A 17,362-nucleotide genomic window follows, 5' to 3' on the forward strand; every position below is an offset into this window, starting at 1 on the left:
CATTGGCAAAACGCCTATGCAACGCCCGGCCTGCCGGTGCCGTCAACCGCCGATGCTATGCTTGCGCGCTCGAATCGCCGCCCGCCGGCGCCCGCGTGGCCAGGAGACCTCCCGTGAACAGCCAGACCGAAGCCGTGAAAGCCTATCTGTTGGACCTCCAGGACCGCATCTGCGAGGCGCTCGCACAGGCCGACGGCGGTGCGGGCTTTTACGAAGACGCCTGGCAGCGGCCGGGCGGTGGCGGCGGACGTACGCGGGTGATCGAAGACGGCGCGCTGATCGAGAAAGGCGGCGTCAACTTCTCCCATGTCCACGGCGACGGCCTGCCCGCCTCCGCCAGCGCGCACCGGCCGGAGCTGGCCGGGCGCAGCTTCGAGGCGCTGGGGGTGTCGCTGGTCATCCACCCGCACAACCCCTATGTGCCCACCTCGCACGCCAACGTCCGCTTCTTCATCGCCGAAAAGCCGGGCGAGGCGCCGGTCTGGTGGTTCGGCGGCGGCTTCGATCTCACGCCCTATTACGGCAACGAGGACGACTGCATCCACTGGCACCGGGTCGCCCGAGACGCCTGCCAGCCGTTCGGCGACGACGTCTACCCGCAGTACAAGGCCTGGTGCGACCGCTACTTCCATATCCGCCACCGCAACGAACCGCGCGGTGTCGGCGGGCTGTTCTTCGATGACCTGAACAGCTGGGACTTCGACACCTGCTTCGCCTTCATGCGGGCGATCGGCGACGCCTACCTCGACGCCTACCTGCCGATCGTGCAGCGCCGCCGCGATACCCCGTACGGCGACCGCGAGCGGCAATTCCAGCTGCTCCGGCGCGGCCGGTACGTCGAATACAACCTGGTCTACGACCGCGGCACCCTGTTCGGCCTGCAATCGGGTGGGCGTACCGAGTCGATCCTGATGTCGCTGCCGCCGCAGGTCAGCTGGGGTTACGACAAGCGCCCCGAACCCGGTACGCCCGAGGCGCGGCTGACCGAGTATTTCCTCACCGATCGCGATTGGCTGGCGGAGGCGGCGCACTGATGGACAGCTATGCGGTTTTTGGCAATCCGATCGGCCACAGCAAGTCACCGGCCATCCACCGGCAGTTCGCCGAGCAGACCGCCCAACCGCTGACCTACGGGACGGTGCTCGCGCCGCTCGACGGCTTCGAGGCCAGCCTGCGGGCGTTCTTTCGCGAGGGGCTCGGTGCGAATGTCACCGTGCCGTTCAAGGAGCAGGCTTTTCAGCTCGCCGATGAGCTGACCGAACGGGCGCGGCTGGCCAGCGCGGTGAACACCCTGATGCGCCTGCCGGATGGCCGCCTGCTGGGCGACAACACCGACGGCGCCGGACTGGTCGGCGACCTGCTGGGCAATGCCGGACTCTGGCTCGCCGACCAGCGCATCCTGCTGCTGGGCGCCGGGGGCGCCGTGCGTGGGGTGCTCGGCCCGCTGCTGGCCCAGCGACCGGCGGCCCTGATCATCGCCAACCGCACCGAAGCCCGTGCGGCGGCGCTGGCCGACACCTTCGCCGCGCTCGGTCCGGTGAGCGCCTGCCGTTTCGAGGCGCTGCAAGGCCCGTTCGACCTGATCATCAACGGCACCTCGGCGAGTCTGGGAGGCGAGCTGCCGCCGCTTGCCGATTCGCTGATCGAACCCGGCCATACGCTCTGCTACGACATGATGTACGGCGCCGAGCCGACGCCCTTCTGCCGCTGGGCCGCCGCGCAGGGTGCGCCGGTGCGTGATGGTTTGGGCATGCTCGTCGAACAGGCGGCCGAAGCCTTTGCGCTGTGGCGAGGCGTACGCCCGCAGACCGGCCCGGTGCTGGAGGCGCTGCGCCGACAGCTCGCGGGCGCCGCGGCCTGAAGCGACGAGGCTTGCGCAGCCGTGGCGGTCAGGGGTGCAGGTCGATCCGCTCGTGCCGGTGCTGCGGTCGTTCCAGTTCGTCGACGATCGCAGCGGCCAGCCGGCGCACGGTGCGGATGGCCTCGCTCGACACGGTCATCACGTCTTCCAGGTCCAATCCCTTGCCCTGCGGTGGTGCGCTGACGAGCGTCCAGTCCAGCGGGTGTGACGCCAGGCGTTGCAGCGCCGCCTGGACATCCGGTTCGCCTTCGAGCACCGGAAAGTCCGCCACCAGCAGCAGCCGTCGCACCTGAACACGTGGCAGCCCCACCAGCAGGCTGTCCACCGCCGCGTAGAGGTCATGCCGCGAATCCTGCCGGTATTCATCCGCCGCGGTCGGCAGCTTCGGGCTGTCGAACAGGCAGATCACGCCGTCCAGGCCGGCCACGCTCTCGGCCACGCTGGTCGCGTCGTAGAGGTCGCCGAGCTTCTGTCGCAGACCGGGTCGCGCCGACACCGAGTTGAGGTCGTCGAGCAGCACGATCGCCTCGTGCTGGCGCGCCAGCAACTCGCACAGCACGCCGCTACCGAGGCTGCTGTGCGCGCCATAGACGGCGTACTTGAGGACCGGCGTCTCCAGATTGCGCATGGTCAGCGGCGCGTGGCCAGGTAGCCGATCAAGGCGCAGGCGCCGGCCGCCAGCGCCACGGTGCTCCACGGGTGACGGCGCACGCAGTCCTTGGCCATGCGACCGGCGGCCACGGTGTGCCGGGACAGGTCGGCGTAGTGGTCGTCGAAGTGGCGCTCGTTCCACAGCGAGGCGACGCGATCGCCCAGGTGGTCGAGGCGATGGCGCGAGCCGCGCATGGCGTCGCGCTTGAGGTCATCGAGCGCATGCATCAGCGAATCGATTTCGGCCTGGATCTCTTCCCGAGTGGTGGTTTTGCGCGCAAAGCGAGACATATCGATTCTCTCCATCCGATGACTGGGACAGGCTATGGACCGCTGAAAAACCGCGAGGTGCCTCGCTGCGGCAATGCCGCGCGCAGGGTGGCGGTCGCGCGGGCGCGGCGCGTCAGAACAGGCCGAGCTGGTCGTCGACCAGGCGCGAGAAGTCATCGTCGACGAACGGCAGGATGGCGTCGGCCACCGGCTGCAGCTGACGGCTGACGTAGTGCTCGTAGTCGATCGGCGATTGCAGGGCTTCCAGCGGCTCGGGCCCGGCGAGGGTGATCAGGTAGCTGATCCAGCCGCCGCTCTGGTAGCGCCGCGGCCGGCCGAGCCGCGCGTTCTGCTCGTCGGCCAGGCGCGCGGCACGCACCTGCGGCGGCACGTTGCGCTCGTAGTCCGAGAGCTTGCGGCGCAGGCGCTTGCGAAACACCAGCAGCTCGTCGTGTTCGCCGGCACGCGTCGCACGGACGAACTCGCGGACGTAATCGGCATAGGGCTCGCCCATGAACACACGGCGGTACAGCGCCTGCTGGAACTGCTGGGCCAGCGGCGACCAGTCCGAGCGCACCGTCTCCAGGCCCTTGAAGACCAGCCCGTCGCTGCCGTCCGGCTGGGTCACGAGGCCCGCATAGCGCTTCTTGCTGCCCTCTTCCGCCCCGCGAATGGTCGGCATGAGAAAGCGCCGGAAGTGCGTCTCGAACTGCAGTTCCAGCGCGCTGGTCAGCCCGAACTCGGCCTGCAGCCGCTCGCGCCACCAGGCGTTGATATGCGCCACCAGACCCTGACCGATCCGGGCCGCGGTCTCGTCGTCCTGCGCACCGCCGAGCCAGACGAAGGTGGAATCGGTGTCGCCGTAGATCACCTGGTAGCCCTGCGCTTCGATCAGCTGGCGCGTCTGGCGCATGATCGCGTGCCCGCGCATCGTGATCGACGAGGCCAGGCGCGGGTCGAAGAAGCGGCAGCCGCTCGAACCGAGCACGCCGTAGAAGGCGTTCATGATGATCTTCAGTGCTTGCGACAGCGGCTTGTTGCCCTCGCGCTTGGCGGCTTCGCGGCATTCCCACACCCGCTCGACGATCGCCGGCAGGCAATGCCGGGTGCGGGAGAATCGCGCGCCGCGAAAGCCTTCCACCGAATCGGCGTCGCCTGGCTGACGCAGCCCCTCGATCAGCCCCACCGGGTCGATCAGAAAGGTGCGGATGATCGAGGGGTACAGGCTCTTGTAGTCGAGCACCAGCACTGAGTCGTACAGCCCCGGTCGCGAATCCATCACGAAGCCGCCCGGGCTCGTCTCGGGCATGCGTTCGCCGAGGTTCGGCGCGACGAAGCCCTGGCGGTGCATCAGCGGCAGGTAAAGGTGCTCGAAGGCGGCGACCGAGCCGCCGCTGCGGTCGGCCGCCAGCCCAGTAACCGTCGCGCGCTCGAGCAGGAAGTCGAGCACGCCGGTGCGTTCGAAGATGCGCGTCACCAACTCGCAGTCCTTGAGGTTGTAGCGGGCCAGCGCCGGCTTGTCCTCGGCGAACATGCGGTTGATCTCGTCCATCCGCTGATAGGGGTTGTCGATCGCCTTGCCTTCGCCGAGCAGCGTCTGCGCCACGCTTTCCAGGCTGAACGAGGGGAAGCTCCAGAACGCCGACCGCAACGCCTCGATGCCATCGATGATCAAGCGCCCGGCCGCCGCCGCGAAGAAGTGGTTGTTGCGGCTGCCGTGCTCGCGCCAGCCCATTTCGTCCCCGCCGCGGCCCAGGCGCAGCGGCACCTTCAGCCGTTCGGCGTGCTCGCGCAGGATGCGCAGGTCGAACTGCACCAGGTTCCAGCCGATGATGGCGTCCGGGTCGTGCGCGGCCAGCCAGTCGTTCAGCCGCTCGATCAGGGCGGCGCGGCTGTCGCAGTATTCGAGCGCGAAGTCGACGCTGCCCGCCTCGCCATTCGGCGGGCCGAGCATGTACACCTGGCGCTGGCCACACCCGTGCAGGCCGATGGAATAGAGCTCGCCGCGCATCGTCGTCTCGATGTCGAGCGAGCACAGCTTCAGGCGCGGGCGGTAGTCCGACGTCGGCTTGAGCTGGGCATCGCGCAGCCCGCCCTGAGCGTCCGGCGTACCGGCGAACAGCACCGGCGCGGTGATGAAACGCTCCATCAGGTAGCGCTCGGGCGGTCGCACGTCCGCCTCGTACACATCCACGCCGGCGGCGCGCAGCGGCCTTTCCAGGTTCATCAGCTGGCGGTACTGCGGGCAATACAGACCAAGCACGGGGCGATGACGAAAGTCGGCCAGCTGCAACGGCTTGAGCACTGCGCCGCGCTCCTGACGGATCACCGCCGCCGCGCGTTCGCGGTGAATCGCCGGGACGAAAGCCACCGCCGGCTGCGGCGGCAAGCGCAGGTGGACCGGCCCCGCATCGGTGGCCAGCCAGAGCGCGACCTCCACCCCCTCGGGCGTGTCGCGCCAATGCCGCGTCAGCACGAAGCCCTGCCGAAAGTCCACCGCCTGCCCTCTGCCCGTTTCGAGCGCGCGATTCTATGCCTTGCGCCCGGCCAGCGCCCGCCGCGCGTCGTCTGGCATGACCGATCGCCTTCTAACGCCATCCGTCACCTGCCGAGCCGTATGCCGGACGGACACGAACCCATCCGGCGCCCGGGTTGCCTACCGCGAGACGCCGGCGACACAGCCTGTACGACGGCGTCCGTTTCGCCAACGACCACACGAGGTGACGACATGAACGACGAGCAACGCATTCGCGAGCGGGCCTATCAGATCTGGGAAGAAGAAGGCCAGCCAGAGGGCAAGGAGGCCGAGCACTGGCGCCGCGCGCGTGAAGAAGCCGAACCCGGCCAGCCGCAAAGCGAGCCCCCGACCGACAGCCTGGAAAGCGGCGCAACACCACCGCCCAACGACTCCGGCCGGCGCTATTGAGCCTTCGCCATAACCCACCGAGTGCGCGGCCAGGGAGGCCGTGCACTGCGGATTGATGAATTGCCGTTTTGCGCGGCATGGGCTGCGCAGCCGCCAGCTCGGCAATGGCCTCAAACGCCTGGCGCTGATCTCACTTCCCAGCGCGAACCATCCGCAACACCTGCCCGAGCACCGCCGGGTGCTCCACGAACCCATCCGAGCCCAAGAAGTGGCCGCCCGTCTCCCTCAGTTCGAACGCGGCACCGAGTTCTTCAGCCAGCGTCTGAGTCAGTCGATACGGCACGATGGAATCATCCTTGGCCGCCAGCACGAATCGCTGTCGCACCTTGTCCGCGATCTCGCGCAGATCGAGCGACGGCGGGATGAAGGGATCGAGCTGCGGCAGGTCGGGCAGTCGCTCCGCAAAGCCCGACACCAGCACCATGCCGCCGAGGGTCGTCGACGCGGGCAAGCGTTCGATGTGCCGCAGCAGGGTGATGACGCCCAGGCTGTGGGCGACGAAGTAGGTCTGTCGATCGTGGCGTGTCACTGCCTGGTCGAGGTACTCGGCCCATGCCGTGGCGGACGGCTGGTCCGCGTTCGGGAAGGCCAACACGCGGGCCTCGATGCCCTGCTCGGCCAGCCGAGTCTTCAGCCAGGGGAACCAATGCTCGTCGGGCCCGGCCCCGTAGCCGTGGAGGATATAGACGACCGGCCGGAGCGTTGGCGAAGCGCTTGCCGGCAGAACGAGCGCACACAGCGCGGCGATGATCGAGGCGGATTTCCAAAACGACATGGCGCATACCCTGTGAATGGTCTGGAGGCTAAAGTCTCAACCCTGCCACCCCTGTGAAGGTCAATCCCAATGCGAATTGGACAACTGGCCCGCATGACGGGCACCAGCGAACGCATGCTGCGCTACTACGAAGAACAAGGCCTGCTGGCGCCGCCCCGCACCGCGGCGGGCTATCGCCAGTACGGCGAGCGCGAGGTGCGCACCGTACAGGCCATCCGTCAGCTCAACGGTGCCGGGCTGCGGCTCGAACAGATTCGTATCGTCCTGCCGTGCATGCTCGACGACACGCCCCGCTTCCATCCCTGCGCAGCGGTGCGGGCCTCGTTGCGCAAGGAGCTGGAGCGAATCGAAGCCCAGCTCAGCGACCTCGAACGCAGCCGAAGGCTGCTGTCGCTCATGGTCAATCAAGTCGAGGCCGGCTGATCGAAGGCTCTCCGGCGGCAGTTGTCGCGAATGGGACGGCAGCATTCGAAGCGGGAAACACCGCTTCGTCGGCTTTTCAGCCCCAATACAGAAAGGCGCGCTGACAGCCTTTACGGGCTTAATCCTCGCCAGTAACGTGACGCCAGCGCGAAAGATGTGCGCTCGCGATCACAGTTGCTGCCCGTGTGTAGCGGCTTGATGCCGCCCTCAGCGCATCGTTCAGGCTCCAGGTAAAGAGCAGGACGAGCGCGGCGAGAAGGCTGCAGATAGCGAGAATGGCTTTGTTCATGTCAGCGTCCTGCAGGGTGATGGCGGGCGTGCCGGGCGGCAAAAGCAGCCAACGCAACGCGTGGAAAAGGCTCCGCCGTTTTCCACCCTACGCGATACCGAAGGGTGGGCTTGGGTAGGGTGGACAACGCTTTGCTTGTCCACGCGGTTATCGCTCCGTGCCGGTACCGCCTCTACGTTACGGCTACTCGTGTTATCCCACGCGTTTCAAGCGTCCTCGCATCGCTGCCGTATCATGCCCGTCCGTTTTCGCCGCTGACCTTTTCCATGACCACGCTCGAACTCATCGCCTCCGCCCTCGGCGTGCTTTCCGTCTGGCTCACTGTGCGGCAGAACCCGCTGTGCTGGCCGATCGGGCTGGTGATGGTGTCGCTCTATGCCTGGTTCTTCTTCGAGGCGCGGTTGTATTCGCAGGTGTTGCTCAACGGGGTGTTCGCGGCTACGCAGTTGTATGGCTGGTGGCAGTGGACGCGGGGGAGCGATGAAGACGGCGGCCGGCCGGTGGTGGGGGCGACGGCGAAGGAGGTGGGCGTCGGGCTTGCCGTGGCGGTGCTCGGGAGCCTTGGGTTGGGCCTGTTGATGTCGCACACCGAAGCGGCCTACTCCTGGCCGGATGCGGCGCTGACAGCCTTCAGCCTGCTGGCGCAGTTGTGGATGGCGCTCAAGCGGTGGCAGTGCTGGGTGCTGTGGATTCTGGTCGACACCCTCTACGTGGCGTTCTTCGTGTTCCAGGATTACTGGCTCACCGCCGGGCTGTACGGGCTGTTCACCCTGCTGGCGGTGATGGGGCTTCGGGAATGGCGTCGCGCACGGATGGCCGTTCGATGAAGGTGCTGGTGCTCACCGGGGCCGAGTCGACGGGCAAGAGCTGGCTCGCGGCACGGTTGCAGCAGCGCTTCGGGGGGCTGGCGGTGGGCGAGTACGTCCGTCACTTCATCGACCAGGCGCAGCGCGACACCTGCCTGGCCGACATTCCCGCGATCGCCCGTGGCCAGCTGGCCTGGGAAGACGCCGCGCGCCATCAGGCGCCTGGGCTCTTGATCCTCGATACGCACCTGCTGAGCAACAGGCTCTGGAGCCAGACGCTGTTCGGCAGCTGCCCGGCGTGGCTGGACGATGAACTCCTCGCGCGCCGGTACGACCTGCATCTCCTGCTGTCGCCCGAGGGCGCCGAGTGGCACGCCGACGGTCAGCGCTGCCAACCGGATGCCGCCGAACGCTGGCGCTTCCATGAGGCCTGCCGCCGCTGGCTCGAGGCGCATCGCCAGCCCTTCGTGGAAATCGCCGGCGACTGGTCCAGTCGCGAGCGGCAGGCCATCGCCCATGTCGAGGCGTTGCTGGGGCGCTGAGCGAGCCGGGGTGGTCGGTGGTTGCCCACCCGTTCCCACGCTCTCCGCTAATGATCGTTTCCGCTTCGCTCTCTGTCGCCCCGAGGGGATTTATCGCGCCGGTGAGGCTCTGATAGAGGCGGCGCCATGGCTTCCATGGGCGTTGCGCGCCCACCGGCTGGCGAGGCAATCGCAACAGCCGGTGGCATCCGGGCCGGGCCGAGGAGGGACGCGCGTGGACAGTCAAGGGTTTGTGTGGGCGCACTTCAAGCTCAATGCCGAGCAGCGCCTGCGGGGGTTCAACTTCTTCGTCGTGCTGGCGATCTTTGCCGATGGCGGTGTGCTGGCGGCGCTGGAACGGGGCTTCTCGCCGGGCCTGTTGATGCTGCTGGGCGCCTTTACCGTCCTGTTGGCGGTGGTGTTCTGGCTGGTCGACGCGCGCAGCCGCCAGCTCTTGCAACTGACCATCAAGGCGCTGCGCGAGATCGAGTCGGAGTTTCCCGCCAGCTACCAGCTCTTCGCCCTCGATGCGCAAGGCCAGCACCCGGTCATCAGCTACACCTTCGCCATCCGCGCGCTGCTGATCGCGCAGATGGGCTTCGGCCTCGGGGTGATGGCGTACGGGCTCTACCAGTGGTGAACGGTGGTTGCGCAACCTTGGACGCCGCCGCCGGATGAACCCTCGCGCGGCTCTCCGACTCGTACGTTCAGTGCAATGAGTTGCCCCAACGAGGAGCCTTCGCCCATGACCGATCAACAGGCCACCGTCCGCCACGATGCGTCGCAACAGCGCTACGAATTGCTGGTGGCGGGTAAACCCTGCGGCATCGCCGCCTACTTGGAGGAGGGCGACCGGCTGGTGTTCACCCACACCGAGGTCGACCCGAGCCTGTCGGGGCAGGGCCTGGGCAGCACGCTGGCGCAGGGTGCGCTGGCGGATGCCCGCCGTCGCGGCAAGCGGATCGTCCCGCAATGCCGGTTCATCGCCGACTACGTGCAGCGGCATGAGGAATGGCAGGACTTGGTCGATCCGGTCTGAGCCGTTCCGGCGAATAGAAGAAGGGGGGCAGATCAGGCGATCTGTCCCCCTTCGTTCATGGCGTGGCTCGATCAATCGATCCGCTGGACCCGCCCCTCGATGTCGGCGGTGAAGGGCTGCGGCAGCGCCTCGATGTAATCCACCAGAGCGTCCAGATCCACCGGGCCGACCACGCGGTTGGTGCCCTCGATGAGGATCTTGAAGTTGTCGCCACCACCGGCGAGGAAGGAGTTGACCGTCACACGGTAGGTGGCGGTCGGGCTGATGGGCGCGCCGGCGGCATCGACCATCTCGATCACGCGGTCACCGACCGGGCGGCTGGCTGACCAGGTGTAGCGGATGCCGGACGGCTTGAGCAGGCGGGCGTAGCTTTGGCCGGCCCACTGCTGTTCGAGCAGCGTCTTGATCTGCGTGCCGGTCAGGTCCATCGACACCAGGTCGTTGGCGAAGGGCTGGATGGCGAACAGCTCGCCCCAGGTCACTTCGCCAGCGGCCAGGTCCGCACGGATGCCGCCCGGGTTCATGAAGCTGATCTGCGCCTCGGTGGCCACGCGCTGGGCATCGGCGATCAGGTTGCCGAGCGCCGACTCGCCGGCCGGCGTTTCGGTGCGGGTGATGTCGCCCTGGGCCATGCCGACGACGCGCGCCACCAGCGGCTCGACGCGGGCATCGGCCTGGGCGACGAGGGCCGCGACCTGGGGATCGGGTGTCAGCCCGGCGCCCTGGTCGCCCCAGGTGGTGTACACCGCGGCGGACTTTTCGATCACGTCGCGACTGCGGCGGCTGATGACCAGCTCGATGTCGGCGAACGCCGTGCCGGCCGAGAACGCCTGGGTCACGAGGATCGGCGTGCCGTTGGCGTTGGGTACCAGGGCGTTGGTGAAGCCATGCGAGTGGCCGGAGATGACCACGTCCACGTCGTCGTCCAGGCGCTCGATAATCTCGACCACCGGGCCTTCGAGCGTGTCGGCCGTGGCGTCGGTCGGGCCGTCGTAGCGGGTCTGCTGTCCACCCTGGTGCAGCGCGACGACGATGGCGTGCACGCCCAGGCGCTGGAGGGCGGCGACCGATTCGTTGATGGCGTCGGCCTCGTCGGTGAAGCGCAGGCCGGCAACACCGGTGGGCGAGACGATGTCGGGGGTTCCTTCCAGCACCGCACCGATCACGCCAACGCGCGCGCCGCCGGCGTAGTAGACCGAGTAGGGCGGCAGCAGGGTGCCGCCGGTCTCGGTGTCGATCACGTTGCTGATCACGTACGGGAAGCGCGCGCCTTTCCAGTTCTCTTCGAGGAAGGGCCCGTTGCGGTGGTTGCCGCCGGTGAGCAGGCGCAGCAGCTCGTCCTTGCCATCGTCGAACTCGTGGTTGCCCAGGGTGCCGATCAGGTTGCAACGCTGCTGCACGATGGGCTGCACATGCTCCGGCATCGACAGCTGATCGCCCAGGTACCGGCAATGGCGGTTGGCGAGCAGGTTGAGGAGGCTGATCGAAGGCTCGTCCTGGAGCAGGGCCGAGTTGGGCGGCGAGGCGCCGACCTGGTCGCCGTCATGCACGATGAGCGTGTTTTCGTCGCTGTTGGCCTTGAGGTACGCGGCGAGCACGGCGGCACCACCCGCCGGCCGGCCGGCGACCGTCTTCGGCGAGAGCTGACCGTGGAAGTCGTTGAAGCTGAGGATGTTGAGCGACACCACCGGCTCGGGCAGCCAGTCCGGTGCGCGCCAGCTGCGTCGCTCGCTGGCCTGCAGCCGGGCCTCGGGACCTTCGAGCCGTTCGTTGAGGGCGTCCTGCTCGGTGGAGCCTTGCGCGGTCTGTGCCAGCGCCGGGCCGGCGATACCGACCAGGCTGGCGGCGAACAACCATTCCAGGATGCGCGTGCGCATTGCGTGTTCCTCGGTGCGTTGGGGTTCGCCGACGTTAGGACGCGCAGGTGGCAGCTTGATGAAGGATTGTTGGCACTTGCAGGGCGGGGCGACAAAGGACTGGCGGGGCGGGTGTCGGTTCGGTGGATGGCTGTCCAGCCGGTCTCTCGCGAGGCACGCTTTTACGAGAGGGAACCTGCTTGAGAAGGCGTGATGTCGGGAAGCGGGGCGTTGCCGGTTTTGCGGGGCTTACTGCCAATGAATGGAGCGCGAAACGGACGGAGCCCCCGAAGGGGCTCCTGATCGGGTCAGCGGGTTTCCCCGTAGCCCTTCATGACGTCTGCCATGTTTCCGTACTCTTGCTCAGGCATCTGGTTGAGCACATCGATCACCTCGGACTCGGCGCCATTTTTCTTGGCGTGTCTGACGAGATCGTCCTTGTTCGCGGGGTAATCGATGCCTTTGAGGTAGGTCGTTACGTTTGCGGGCGATTCTCCGCCAACTCCTCGGGTCATGATTCGCTCCTCTGACAATGGATGTGTCTATGCCTGATGGCAGCGATCAGCTGCGACGGCCACCACCGTGGCTGTTCTCGCCGCCCTTACGGCCGGCTTCGGAGGCTTTCTCGCGATCATTGGCGAAGTTGCCACCGCTGTTCTGGCCGCCTTTACGGCCGGCTTCAGAAGCACGCTCGGGGTCGTTGGCGAAGTTGCCGCCACTGTTCTGACCGCCCTTGCTGCCGATTTCCTGATAGAACTCCTTGCCGTGGCTGTCGGACGTGGCTTCACCGCCCTGCTTGCCGATGTCCTGGTAGAACTCTTTGCCATGGCTGTCGGACGTGGCTTCGCCACCCTTCTTGCCGATGTCCTGATAGAACTCTTTGCCGTGACTTTGCGAGGTGGCTTCTCCGCCCTTACGGCCGGCTTCGTTAACGCTCATGCTGTCTTTCTTTTCCACGGTCGCTCTCCTGTTACGGTTGAACAACGGGTCGATAAGCCAACGCTGAAGGCGTCGACGGTTTATCACACCCTTCACGAAATCCGAGGGGGGATGGCCTGGATAGTTTCTACCGCCCGTCGAGCGGCGCGGCCGATGGATGGGCAGGACGACGACTGGTCGGCGGGGCCGGCGCTTATCGGCCTGCGCTCGTCTCGAGGGGTTCGAGCGCAGGCTGCGAGGCGCGGCGCAGGGCATCGATGCGCTCGATCTGTTCGTTCACGGCGCGACGATCCCAGGGGTTGCCGAGGTGTTCGTCGAGGTCGTGCCGCAAGGCCTGCAATTCGTCCCAGAGCGCCTCAAGCTGTTCGTCGGTGAGCGCCCGGTGCAGCGGCTGCTTCAGGCACTGGAGCACGGCGATCCCGACCTGCGGGTCGTGGCGACCGTAGGTGCGGATGGGCGCGATCACGGCACGCAGCAGCGCGCGCATGTCCGGCTGCCGGTAGTACAGCCGCGGGCGGCCCTGATCGAAGCAGCCGACGTCGACCGGCGGTGTGCCCGCCAGCCGATCCAGGATCACGGCGATCAGGTTCAGCGCGCGGACGGCCGTGCCCGGATCGTTGATCGCCGGGCTGATCGCCTTCACGGCCACCTCCGATATCTGCCGCAGCCCGTAGGCGAACTGGTCGCCGGCCATTTCGTCATCGTGAAAGTCGAAGCAATCGAGAACTTCCTCGACGTCTTCCTGGCTGAGCGGCGCGCTCAGCCTGATCAGTGGATGGCCGCGGTGCAGAAAGAACCCGGGCTCCACCTGCAGCCTGGCGATCAGGTCGCGCCCGCACAGCAGCTTCGAGAGCTGGCGCTCGTTGACGTTGCGCAGATAGCCGGCTTGCCGGGTGTCGAGGCAGAACCAGTGGCTGTCGTCGGGCGTGGCCTGGTAGGCCTTCAGCCGGTGTTGCAGCCGGTCGAGGCTGCCGTGCGCGCCGCGGTAGAGGTCGCTCACCACCCAGTCGACCTGGATGGACTGGGAAATCGAGCGGATGAACACCACGAACAGCGCCATGCAGGCCATGCCGAACACCAGCGAGAGCAGCACGCCGAGGATCGGCACCTGGGTCGGGCGCGCCTTGTCGAGCAGGCTCATCAGCATCAGCAGGTAGAGGATGGTGCCGAGGTAGATGCCGAGGATGATCCGGTTGCGCGTGTCGCTGATCAGCCGCGGCAGCACCCGTGGCGTCAGGCGCGCGGCCGCGCCATTGAGCACCACCATCACCATCGAGAAGCTGAACACCACCAGCGAGACGACGCCGGTGACGAGGGTGCTGAGGATCGACCGCGCATTCTCGACGCTGGTCAGCCCGCTCGGCACCACCGCGCGCAGGCGGTCGGCGAGGGCGGACGAATCCAGCGCGATCGCCGCGGCCGCCACCAGCACGTAGCCGATGCTGATCAGGACCGGGTAGAAGGCGATGCTTTGCCGGGTGGCTCGCCACAAGCGAAACAGCACGTTGCTGGGGTTGGACACGAAGCCTCCGGAGCCGGGACCGATGCATTAGGGACCCTGGCGTGCGGCAAATGTCCGGCGCGACGACGCGTCCCGGTCCGACAGCCGGCCGTGCAGGTGATCGCATCTCGCCATCGCGAGGGAAACCAACCGCTGCGCTGCCCATCGAACGATCACTGCCCGCTGAAAGCGACCGTCGACGATGAGCCAATCCCTGGACTACCGCGCACTGTTCGAAGCGCTGCCGAACCTCAACCTGGTGCTGTCGGCCGACCGCGACTTCATCATGCTCGCCGCCAGCGACGCCCGCCTGCGCGCCACCAACACCCGCCGCGAAGACTGCATCGGTCGCTCGGTGTTCGAGGTCTTCGGCAAGAACCCGAACGCCGACCAGGAATTCGGTACCGGCGTGTTGCGCGCCTCGCTCGAACGGGTGCTGCGAACCCGCGCGCCGGATCGGATGGCCACCACCCGCTACGACATCCCCAGGCCCGCCGCGGCCGGGGGCGGGTTCGAGGAGCGCTACTGGCGCGTCATCAACGTGCCCGTGCTGGACGCGCACGGCGAGGTCCGCTACATCCTGCACCAGGCCGAAGACGTCACCGAGCAGGTTATGGCGCGCCCCCGGCCGGCCCCGCTGGCGTTCGCCGACGAGCGCTTGCGCGCCGCGCTGCTGGCCTCCGGCTCGGGTACGTTCAACTGGTACCCCGATGACGGCAGCTTCCAGTTCGACGGGGCGTTGCGCGATCTGCTGGGGCTGGCCGACAGCCAGGCCACCGGCACGCTCGACCTGCTGATCGAACAGGTTCACCCGATCGATCGCTCCAGCGTCCGGCGGGCCTTCATCGACGGCGAGCAGGGCCACGACGTGGCGGTCGAGTTCCGGTTGCGCAACGACCCCGACCAGTGGCTGGCCTGCCGGGCCAAGGTGTTCTTCGATGCCGAGGAGCGGGCCGCGCACGTCGCCGGCGCCTGTACCGACGTCAGCGCGCTCAAGCGCGCCGAGGAGGCGCTGCGCGTCAGCGAGAACACCCTGCGCCAGCTCAACGACCAGCTCGAGGGCCGGGTGGCCGCGGCGATCGCCGATCGCAGCCGGGCCGAAGACGCCCTGCGCCAGACGCAGAAGATGGAAGCCATCGGCCAGCTGACCGGCGGCATCGCGCACGACTTCAACAACCTGCTGACCGGCATCATCGGCAGCGTGGACCTGGCCCGCCGGCGCCACCACGCCGGGAGCGTCGATCTGGATCGCTACCTCGACGCCGCGATGAACTCCGCCGCACGGGCCGCCGCGCTGACCCAGCGCCTTCTCGCGTTCTCGCGCCAGCAGGCGCTCGAACTCAAGCCGGTGGACCTCAATGCGCTGGTCGTGTCGCTCGAAGACCTGCTGCACCGCACCACCGGCGAGGACATCCGCGTCGAGGCGCAGCTGACCGCCGGGCTGCCGTTCGTCTGCATGGACCGCAACCAGCTGGAGAGCGCCATCATCAACCTGGTGATCAATGCCCGCGACGCGATGCCCGACGGCGGCACCGTCACCCTCGCCACCGGCGAGGCCGAGGTACGGGCGTCCGACCAGCCCGGCATGGCCGGCCTGAAGGCCGGCGACTACGTCACCCTGACCATCTCCGACACCGGCATCGGCATGTCGCCGGACGTGCTGGCCAAGGCGTTTGATCCGTTCTTCACCACCAAGCCGGTGGGGCAGGGCACGGGCCTCGGCCTGTCGATGGTGTACGGCTACATCAAGCAGTCCAAGGGCTACATCGAATTGCACTCCGAACCCGGTGCGGGCACCTCGGTGCGCTTGTACCTGCCGCGCTTTCATGGCGAGCCGGCGCCGGTCGAATCGACCGCCGACGAGGCGCTGACCGCCGGCGCCGGCGAAACCGTGCTGGTCGTCGAGGATCAGTCGGAGGTGCGCGCGCTGATGGTCGAGTTGCTGGGCGAGCTGGGCTATTCGACGCTGGAAGCCGGCGACGCCAAGGAGGCGCTGCCGCTGCTCGAAAGCCACCCGCGCATCGACCTCCTGCTGACGGATGTCGGCCTGCCGGGCATGAACGGCCGGCAACTGGCCGAAGTCGCCCGCCAGCACCGGCCGGGGCTGAAGATCCTGTTCGCCACCGGCTATGCGGAAAACGCCGCCGCCGAGGATTTTCTCGGGCGCGACATGGCGATCATCACCAAGCCGTTCGCCATCGATGCGCTGGCGGCGAAGGTGCGCGGCATGCTCCAGGGCTGAGGCGCCGGGGCCGAAGCCAACCGTCCCATCGAGGCTACGCTGTAGCTGATCTCGCCATGCAAACGCCGCAGGCGATGACGCTTCACTTCATGCGCGCGGCCGCCGCAGGCCCTGAGCGACTTCGTGGCCGCCGCTCGCTTCGATCATCCGGCGCCTGCGCGCGCCGCTTTCAGAGGATTGCGTATGCAACTGGGAATCGTCGGACTCGGCCGCATGGGTGCGAACATCGCGCGGCGACTGATGCGCCAGGACCACCAGATCGTCGCCTACGATCGCGACATCGAGGCGATGACGCCGATCGCCGAGGAGGGGGCGCTGACGACCGATAGCCTCGGCGTGCTCGTCGACCGGCTCGAGCGGCCGCGCACCGTCTGGGTGATGCTGCCGGCGGGCGAGGCGACCGAACGGACCATCGAGGCCCTGGCCGGGCTGCTGGAGCCGGACGACGTCATCATCGACGGCGGCAATACCTTCTACCGCGACGACATCCGCCGTGCCGCGACGCTCCGGCCGCTGGGCATCCATTACGTCGACGTCGGCACGTCCGGCGGCGTCTGGGGGCTGGAGCGCGGCTACTGCATGATGGTGGGCGCGGACGAGCCGATCTTCGAGCGCCTCGAACCCCTGTTCGAGAGCCTGGCGCCCGGCTACGGCTCGCTCGAGCGGACCCGCGGCCGCTTCGCCCCGGATGACCGCGCCGAGCGCGGCTACATCCATGCGGGCCGCGCGGGCGCCGGCCACTTCGTCAAGATGGTGCACAACGGCATCGAGTACGGCCTCATGCAGGCCTACGCCGAGGGCTTCGACATCCTGAAGAATCGCGGGGCCGAGCACGTGCCGGAGGAGGAGCGCTTCGACCTCAACCTGGCCGACATCGCCGAGGTCTGGCGGCGCGGCAGCGTGGTGTCGTCCTGGCTGCTGGACCTGACCGCCCAGGCGCTGGCCAGCGACATGGCGCTGGAGCGCTATTCCGGCGCCGTGGCCGATAGCGGCGAAGGGCGCTGGACCATCGACGCCGCGGTGGAGCAGGGCGTACCGGTGCCGGTGCTGGCCAGCGCGCTGTTCGCCCGCTTCCGTTCGCGCGACAAGAACACCTACGCCGACCGGCTGCTGTCGGCGATGCGCTTCGGCTTCGGAGGGCACGTCGAGATTCCGCAGTGAAGCGTCCGGCGGCGACCCGGGCGTTGCCGCCGGCCCGGCACGCCGCATGACGGCCCGCACGCTGGCGCGCCGCCGGAGCTGAACCCGCCCGGCATGGACGTG

The 17,362-nt window shown here is 67.8% G+C and carries 19 protein-coding genes; 10 read left to right on the top strand and 9 right to left on the bottom strand.

Annotated elements, in window-relative coordinates; all coding sequences use genetic code 11:
- The first annotated feature begins 113 nt into the window (after window positions 1-113).
- Both hemF and aroE read left to right on the top strand, forming a co-directional pair.
- Entirely contained in the window at window positions 114-1,034 is a 921-nt protein-coding gene (hemF, locus tag D7325_RS15490; RefSeq protein ID WP_120997199.1) for an oxygen-dependent coproporphyrinogen oxidase, read from the top strand.
- Window positions 1,034-1,861, top strand: coding sequence for a shikimate dehydrogenase (aroE, locus tag D7325_RS15495; protein ID WP_120997201.1), 828 nt, complete (start codon window positions 1,034-1,036; stop codon window positions 1,859-1,861). The genes hemF and aroE overlap by 1 nt, the downstream gene beginning before the upstream one ends.
- A 28-nt stretch (window positions 1,862-1,889) precedes the next feature.
- On the opposite strand, the gene D7325_RS15500 is transcribed toward aroE, so the two are convergent.
- From D7325_RS15500 to D7325_RS15510, 3 genes are all read right to left on the bottom strand, one after another.
- Window positions 1,890-2,489 carry an NAD(P)-dependent oxidoreductase gene (locus D7325_RS15500; protein ID WP_120997203.1) on the bottom strand — a complete coding sequence of 200 codons (600 nt, stop codon included), beginning with the start codon at window positions 2,487-2,489 and terminating at the stop codon, window positions 1,890-1,892.
- A 2-nt stretch (window positions 2,490-2,491) separates the two neighbouring features.
- Window positions 2,492-2,803 (bottom strand): ElaB/YgaM/YqjD family protein, encoded by a 312-nt coding sequence (locus D7325_RS15505; protein ID WP_120997205.1) that lies wholly within the window; start codon window positions 2,801-2,803, stop codon window positions 2,492-2,494.
- 112 nt (window positions 2,804-2,915) lie between these two features.
- Window positions 2,916-5,279, bottom strand: a complete 2,364-nt coding sequence (locus D7325_RS15510) for a DNA polymerase II (RefSeq protein ID WP_120997207.1) — start codon at window positions 5,277-5,279, stop codon at window positions 2,916-2,918.
- Between the two features lie 231 nt (window positions 5,280-5,510).
- On the opposite strand from D7325_RS15510, the gene D7325_RS15515 reads away from it, so the two are divergent.
- On the top strand, window positions 5,511-5,708 hold the full coding sequence (locus D7325_RS15515) for a DUF2934 domain-containing protein (RefSeq protein ID WP_120997208.1): 198 nt from the start codon (window positions 5,511-5,513) through the stop codon (window positions 5,706-5,708).
- Between the two features lie 130 nt (window positions 5,709-5,838).
- Here D7325_RS15515 and D7325_RS15520 read toward each other — a convergent pair whose 3' ends face one another.
- Window positions 5,839-6,483 carry an RBBP9/YdeN family alpha/beta hydrolase gene (locus D7325_RS15520; RefSeq protein ID WP_120997210.1) on the bottom strand — a complete coding sequence of 215 codons (645 nt, stop codon included), beginning with the start codon at window positions 6,481-6,483 and terminating at the stop codon, window positions 5,839-5,841.
- 69 nt (window positions 6,484-6,552) lie between these two features.
- On the opposite strand from D7325_RS15520, the gene D7325_RS15525 reads away from it, so the two are divergent.
- Window positions 6,553-6,906: a MerR family transcriptional regulator gene (locus D7325_RS15525; RefSeq protein WP_120997212.1), complete on the top strand. Its 354-nt coding sequence runs from the start codon at window positions 6,553-6,555 to the stop codon at window positions 6,904-6,906.
- Between the two features lie 118 nt (window positions 6,907-7,024).
- On the opposite strand, the gene D7325_RS19130 is transcribed toward D7325_RS15525, so the two are convergent.
- On the bottom strand, window positions 7,025-7,195 hold the full coding sequence (locus D7325_RS19130; RefSeq protein ID WP_162988060.1) for a hypothetical protein: 171 nt from the start codon (window positions 7,193-7,195) through the stop codon (window positions 7,025-7,027).
- A gap of 266 nt (window positions 7,196-7,461) precedes the next feature.
- Here D7325_RS19130 and pnuC point away from each other — a divergent pair, with 266 nt between their 5' ends.
- The 4 genes from pnuC to D7325_RS15545 all read left to right on the top strand — a co-directional run bounded on the left by pnuC (window position 7,462) and on the right by D7325_RS15545 (window position 9,561).
- Window positions 7,462-8,022, top strand: coding sequence for a nicotinamide riboside transporter PnuC (pnuC, locus tag D7325_RS15530; protein WP_120997214.1), 561 nt, complete (start codon window positions 7,462-7,464; stop codon window positions 8,020-8,022).
- On the top strand, window positions 8,019-8,543 hold the full coding sequence (locus D7325_RS15535) for an AAA family ATPase (protein ID WP_120997215.1): 525 nt from the start codon (window positions 8,019-8,021) through the stop codon (window positions 8,541-8,543). The genes pnuC and D7325_RS15535 overlap by 4 nt, the downstream gene beginning before the upstream one ends.
- Before the next feature lie 214 nt (window positions 8,544-8,757).
- On the top strand, window positions 8,758-9,162 hold the full coding sequence (locus tag D7325_RS15540) for a hypothetical protein (RefSeq protein WP_120997216.1): 405 nt from the start codon (window positions 8,758-8,760) through the stop codon (window positions 9,160-9,162).
- A 105-nt stretch (window positions 9,163-9,267) separates the two neighbouring features.
- Window positions 9,268-9,561 carry a GNAT family N-acetyltransferase gene (locus tag D7325_RS15545; RefSeq protein WP_120997218.1) on the top strand — a complete coding sequence of 98 codons (294 nt, stop codon included), beginning with the start codon at window positions 9,268-9,270 and terminating at the stop codon, window positions 9,559-9,561.
- 71 nt (window positions 9,562-9,632) lie between these two features.
- Here the strand turns inward: D7325_RS15545 and D7325_RS15550 are convergent, their stop codons facing one another.
- The 4 genes from D7325_RS15550 to D7325_RS15565 all read right to left on the bottom strand — a co-directional run bounded on the left by D7325_RS15550 (window position 9,633) and on the right by D7325_RS15565 (window position 13,878).
- Window positions 9,633-11,438 (bottom strand): bifunctional metallophosphatase/5'-nucleotidase, encoded by a 1,806-nt coding sequence (locus tag D7325_RS15550; protein ID WP_120997220.1) that lies wholly within the window; start codon window positions 11,436-11,438, stop codon window positions 9,633-9,635.
- Between the two features lie 287 nt (window positions 11,439-11,725).
- Window positions 11,726-11,932 carry a DUF2795 domain-containing protein gene (locus tag D7325_RS15555; RefSeq protein ID WP_120997222.1) on the bottom strand — a complete coding sequence of 69 codons (207 nt, stop codon included), beginning with the start codon at window positions 11,930-11,932 and terminating at the stop codon, window positions 11,726-11,728.
- A gap of 46 nt (window positions 11,933-11,978) precedes the next feature.
- On the bottom strand, window positions 11,979-12,356 hold the full coding sequence (locus D7325_RS15560; RefSeq protein ID WP_120997476.1) for a con-10 family general stress protein: 378 nt from the start codon (window positions 12,354-12,356) through the stop codon (window positions 11,979-11,981).
- A gap of 193 nt (window positions 12,357-12,549) precedes the next feature.
- Entirely contained in the window at window positions 12,550-13,878 is a 1,329-nt protein-coding gene (locus D7325_RS15565) for a DUF2254 domain-containing protein (protein ID WP_120997224.1), read from the bottom strand.
- A gap of 181 nt (window positions 13,879-14,059) precedes the next feature.
- On the opposite strand from D7325_RS15565, the gene D7325_RS15570 reads away from it, so the two are divergent.
- Window positions 14,060-16,099, top strand: a complete 2,040-nt coding sequence (locus D7325_RS15570) for an ATP-binding protein (protein ID WP_120997226.1) — start codon at window positions 14,060-14,062, stop codon at window positions 16,097-16,099.
- Window positions 16,100-16,282: 183 nt separating this feature from the next.
- Window positions 16,283-17,260 (top strand): phosphogluconate dehydrogenase (NAD(+)-dependent, decarboxylating), encoded by a 978-nt coding sequence (gene gnd / locus D7325_RS15575; RefSeq protein WP_120997228.1) that lies wholly within the window; start codon window positions 16,283-16,285, stop codon window positions 17,258-17,260.
- The last annotated feature ends 102 nt before the right edge of the window (window positions 17,261-17,362 follow it).

Source organism: Stutzerimonas urumqiensis, assembly GCF_003640395.1.
Taxonomy (GTDB): domain Bacteria; phylum Pseudomonadota; class Gammaproteobacteria; order Pseudomonadales; family Pseudomonadaceae; genus Stutzerimonas; species Stutzerimonas urumqiensis.

Excerpts from the sequence above, each read along its gene's own strand:
- D7325_RS15520 (WP_120997210.1), bottom strand. The coding sequence starts at position 6,483 with ATGTCGTTTTGGAAATCCGCCTCGATCATCGCCGCGCTGTGTGCGCTC.
- pnuC (WP_120997214.1), top strand. The coding sequence starts at position 7,462 with ATGACCACGCTCGAACTCATCGCCTCCGCCCTCGGCGTGCTTTCCGTC.
- D7325_RS15500 (WP_120997203.1), bottom strand. The coding sequence starts at position 2,489 with ATGCGCAATCTGGAGACGCCGGTCCTCAAGTACGCCGTCTATGGCGCG.
- D7325_RS15535 (WP_120997215.1), top strand. The coding sequence starts at position 8,019 with ATGAAGGTGCTGGTGCTCACCGGGGCCGAGTCGACGGGCAAGAGCTGG.
- gnd (WP_120997228.1), top strand. The coding sequence starts at position 16,283 with ATGCAACTGGGAATCGTCGGACTCGGCCGCATGGGTGCGAACATCGCG.
- D7325_RS15550 (WP_120997220.1), bottom strand. The coding sequence starts at position 11,438 with ATGCGCACGCGCATCCTGGAATGGTTGTTCGCCGCCAGCCTGGTCGGT.
- D7325_RS15560 (WP_120997476.1), bottom strand. The coding sequence starts at position 12,356 with ATGAGCGTTAACGAAGCCGGCCGTAAGGGCGGAGAAGCCACCTCGCAA.
- D7325_RS15505 (WP_120997205.1), bottom strand. The coding sequence starts at position 2,803 with ATGTCTCGCTTTGCGCGCAAAACCACCACTCGGGAAGAGATCCAGGCC.
- D7325_RS15525 (WP_120997212.1), top strand. The coding sequence starts at position 6,553 with ATGCGAATTGGACAACTGGCCCGCATGACGGGCACCAGCGAACGCATG.
- D7325_RS15570 (WP_120997226.1), top strand. The coding sequence starts at position 14,060 with ATGAGCCAATCCCTGGACTACCGCGCACTGTTCGAAGCGCTGCCGAAC.
- D7325_RS19130 (WP_162988060.1), bottom strand. The coding sequence starts at position 7,195 with ATGAACAAAGCCATTCTCGCTATCTGCAGCCTTCTCGCCGCGCTCGTC.
- D7325_RS15555 (WP_120997222.1), bottom strand. The coding sequence starts at position 11,932 with ATGACCCGAGGAGTTGGCGGAGAATCGCCCGCAAACGTAACGACCTAC.
- D7325_RS15545 (WP_120997218.1), top strand. The coding sequence starts at position 9,268 with ATGACCGATCAACAGGCCACCGTCCGCCACGATGCGTCGCAACAGCGC.
- D7325_RS15515 (WP_120997208.1), top strand. The coding sequence starts at position 5,511 with ATGAACGACGAGCAACGCATTCGCGAGCGGGCCTATCAGATCTGGGAA.
- aroE (WP_120997201.1), top strand. The coding sequence starts at position 1,034 with ATGGACAGCTATGCGGTTTTTGGCAATCCGATCGGCCACAGCAAGTCA.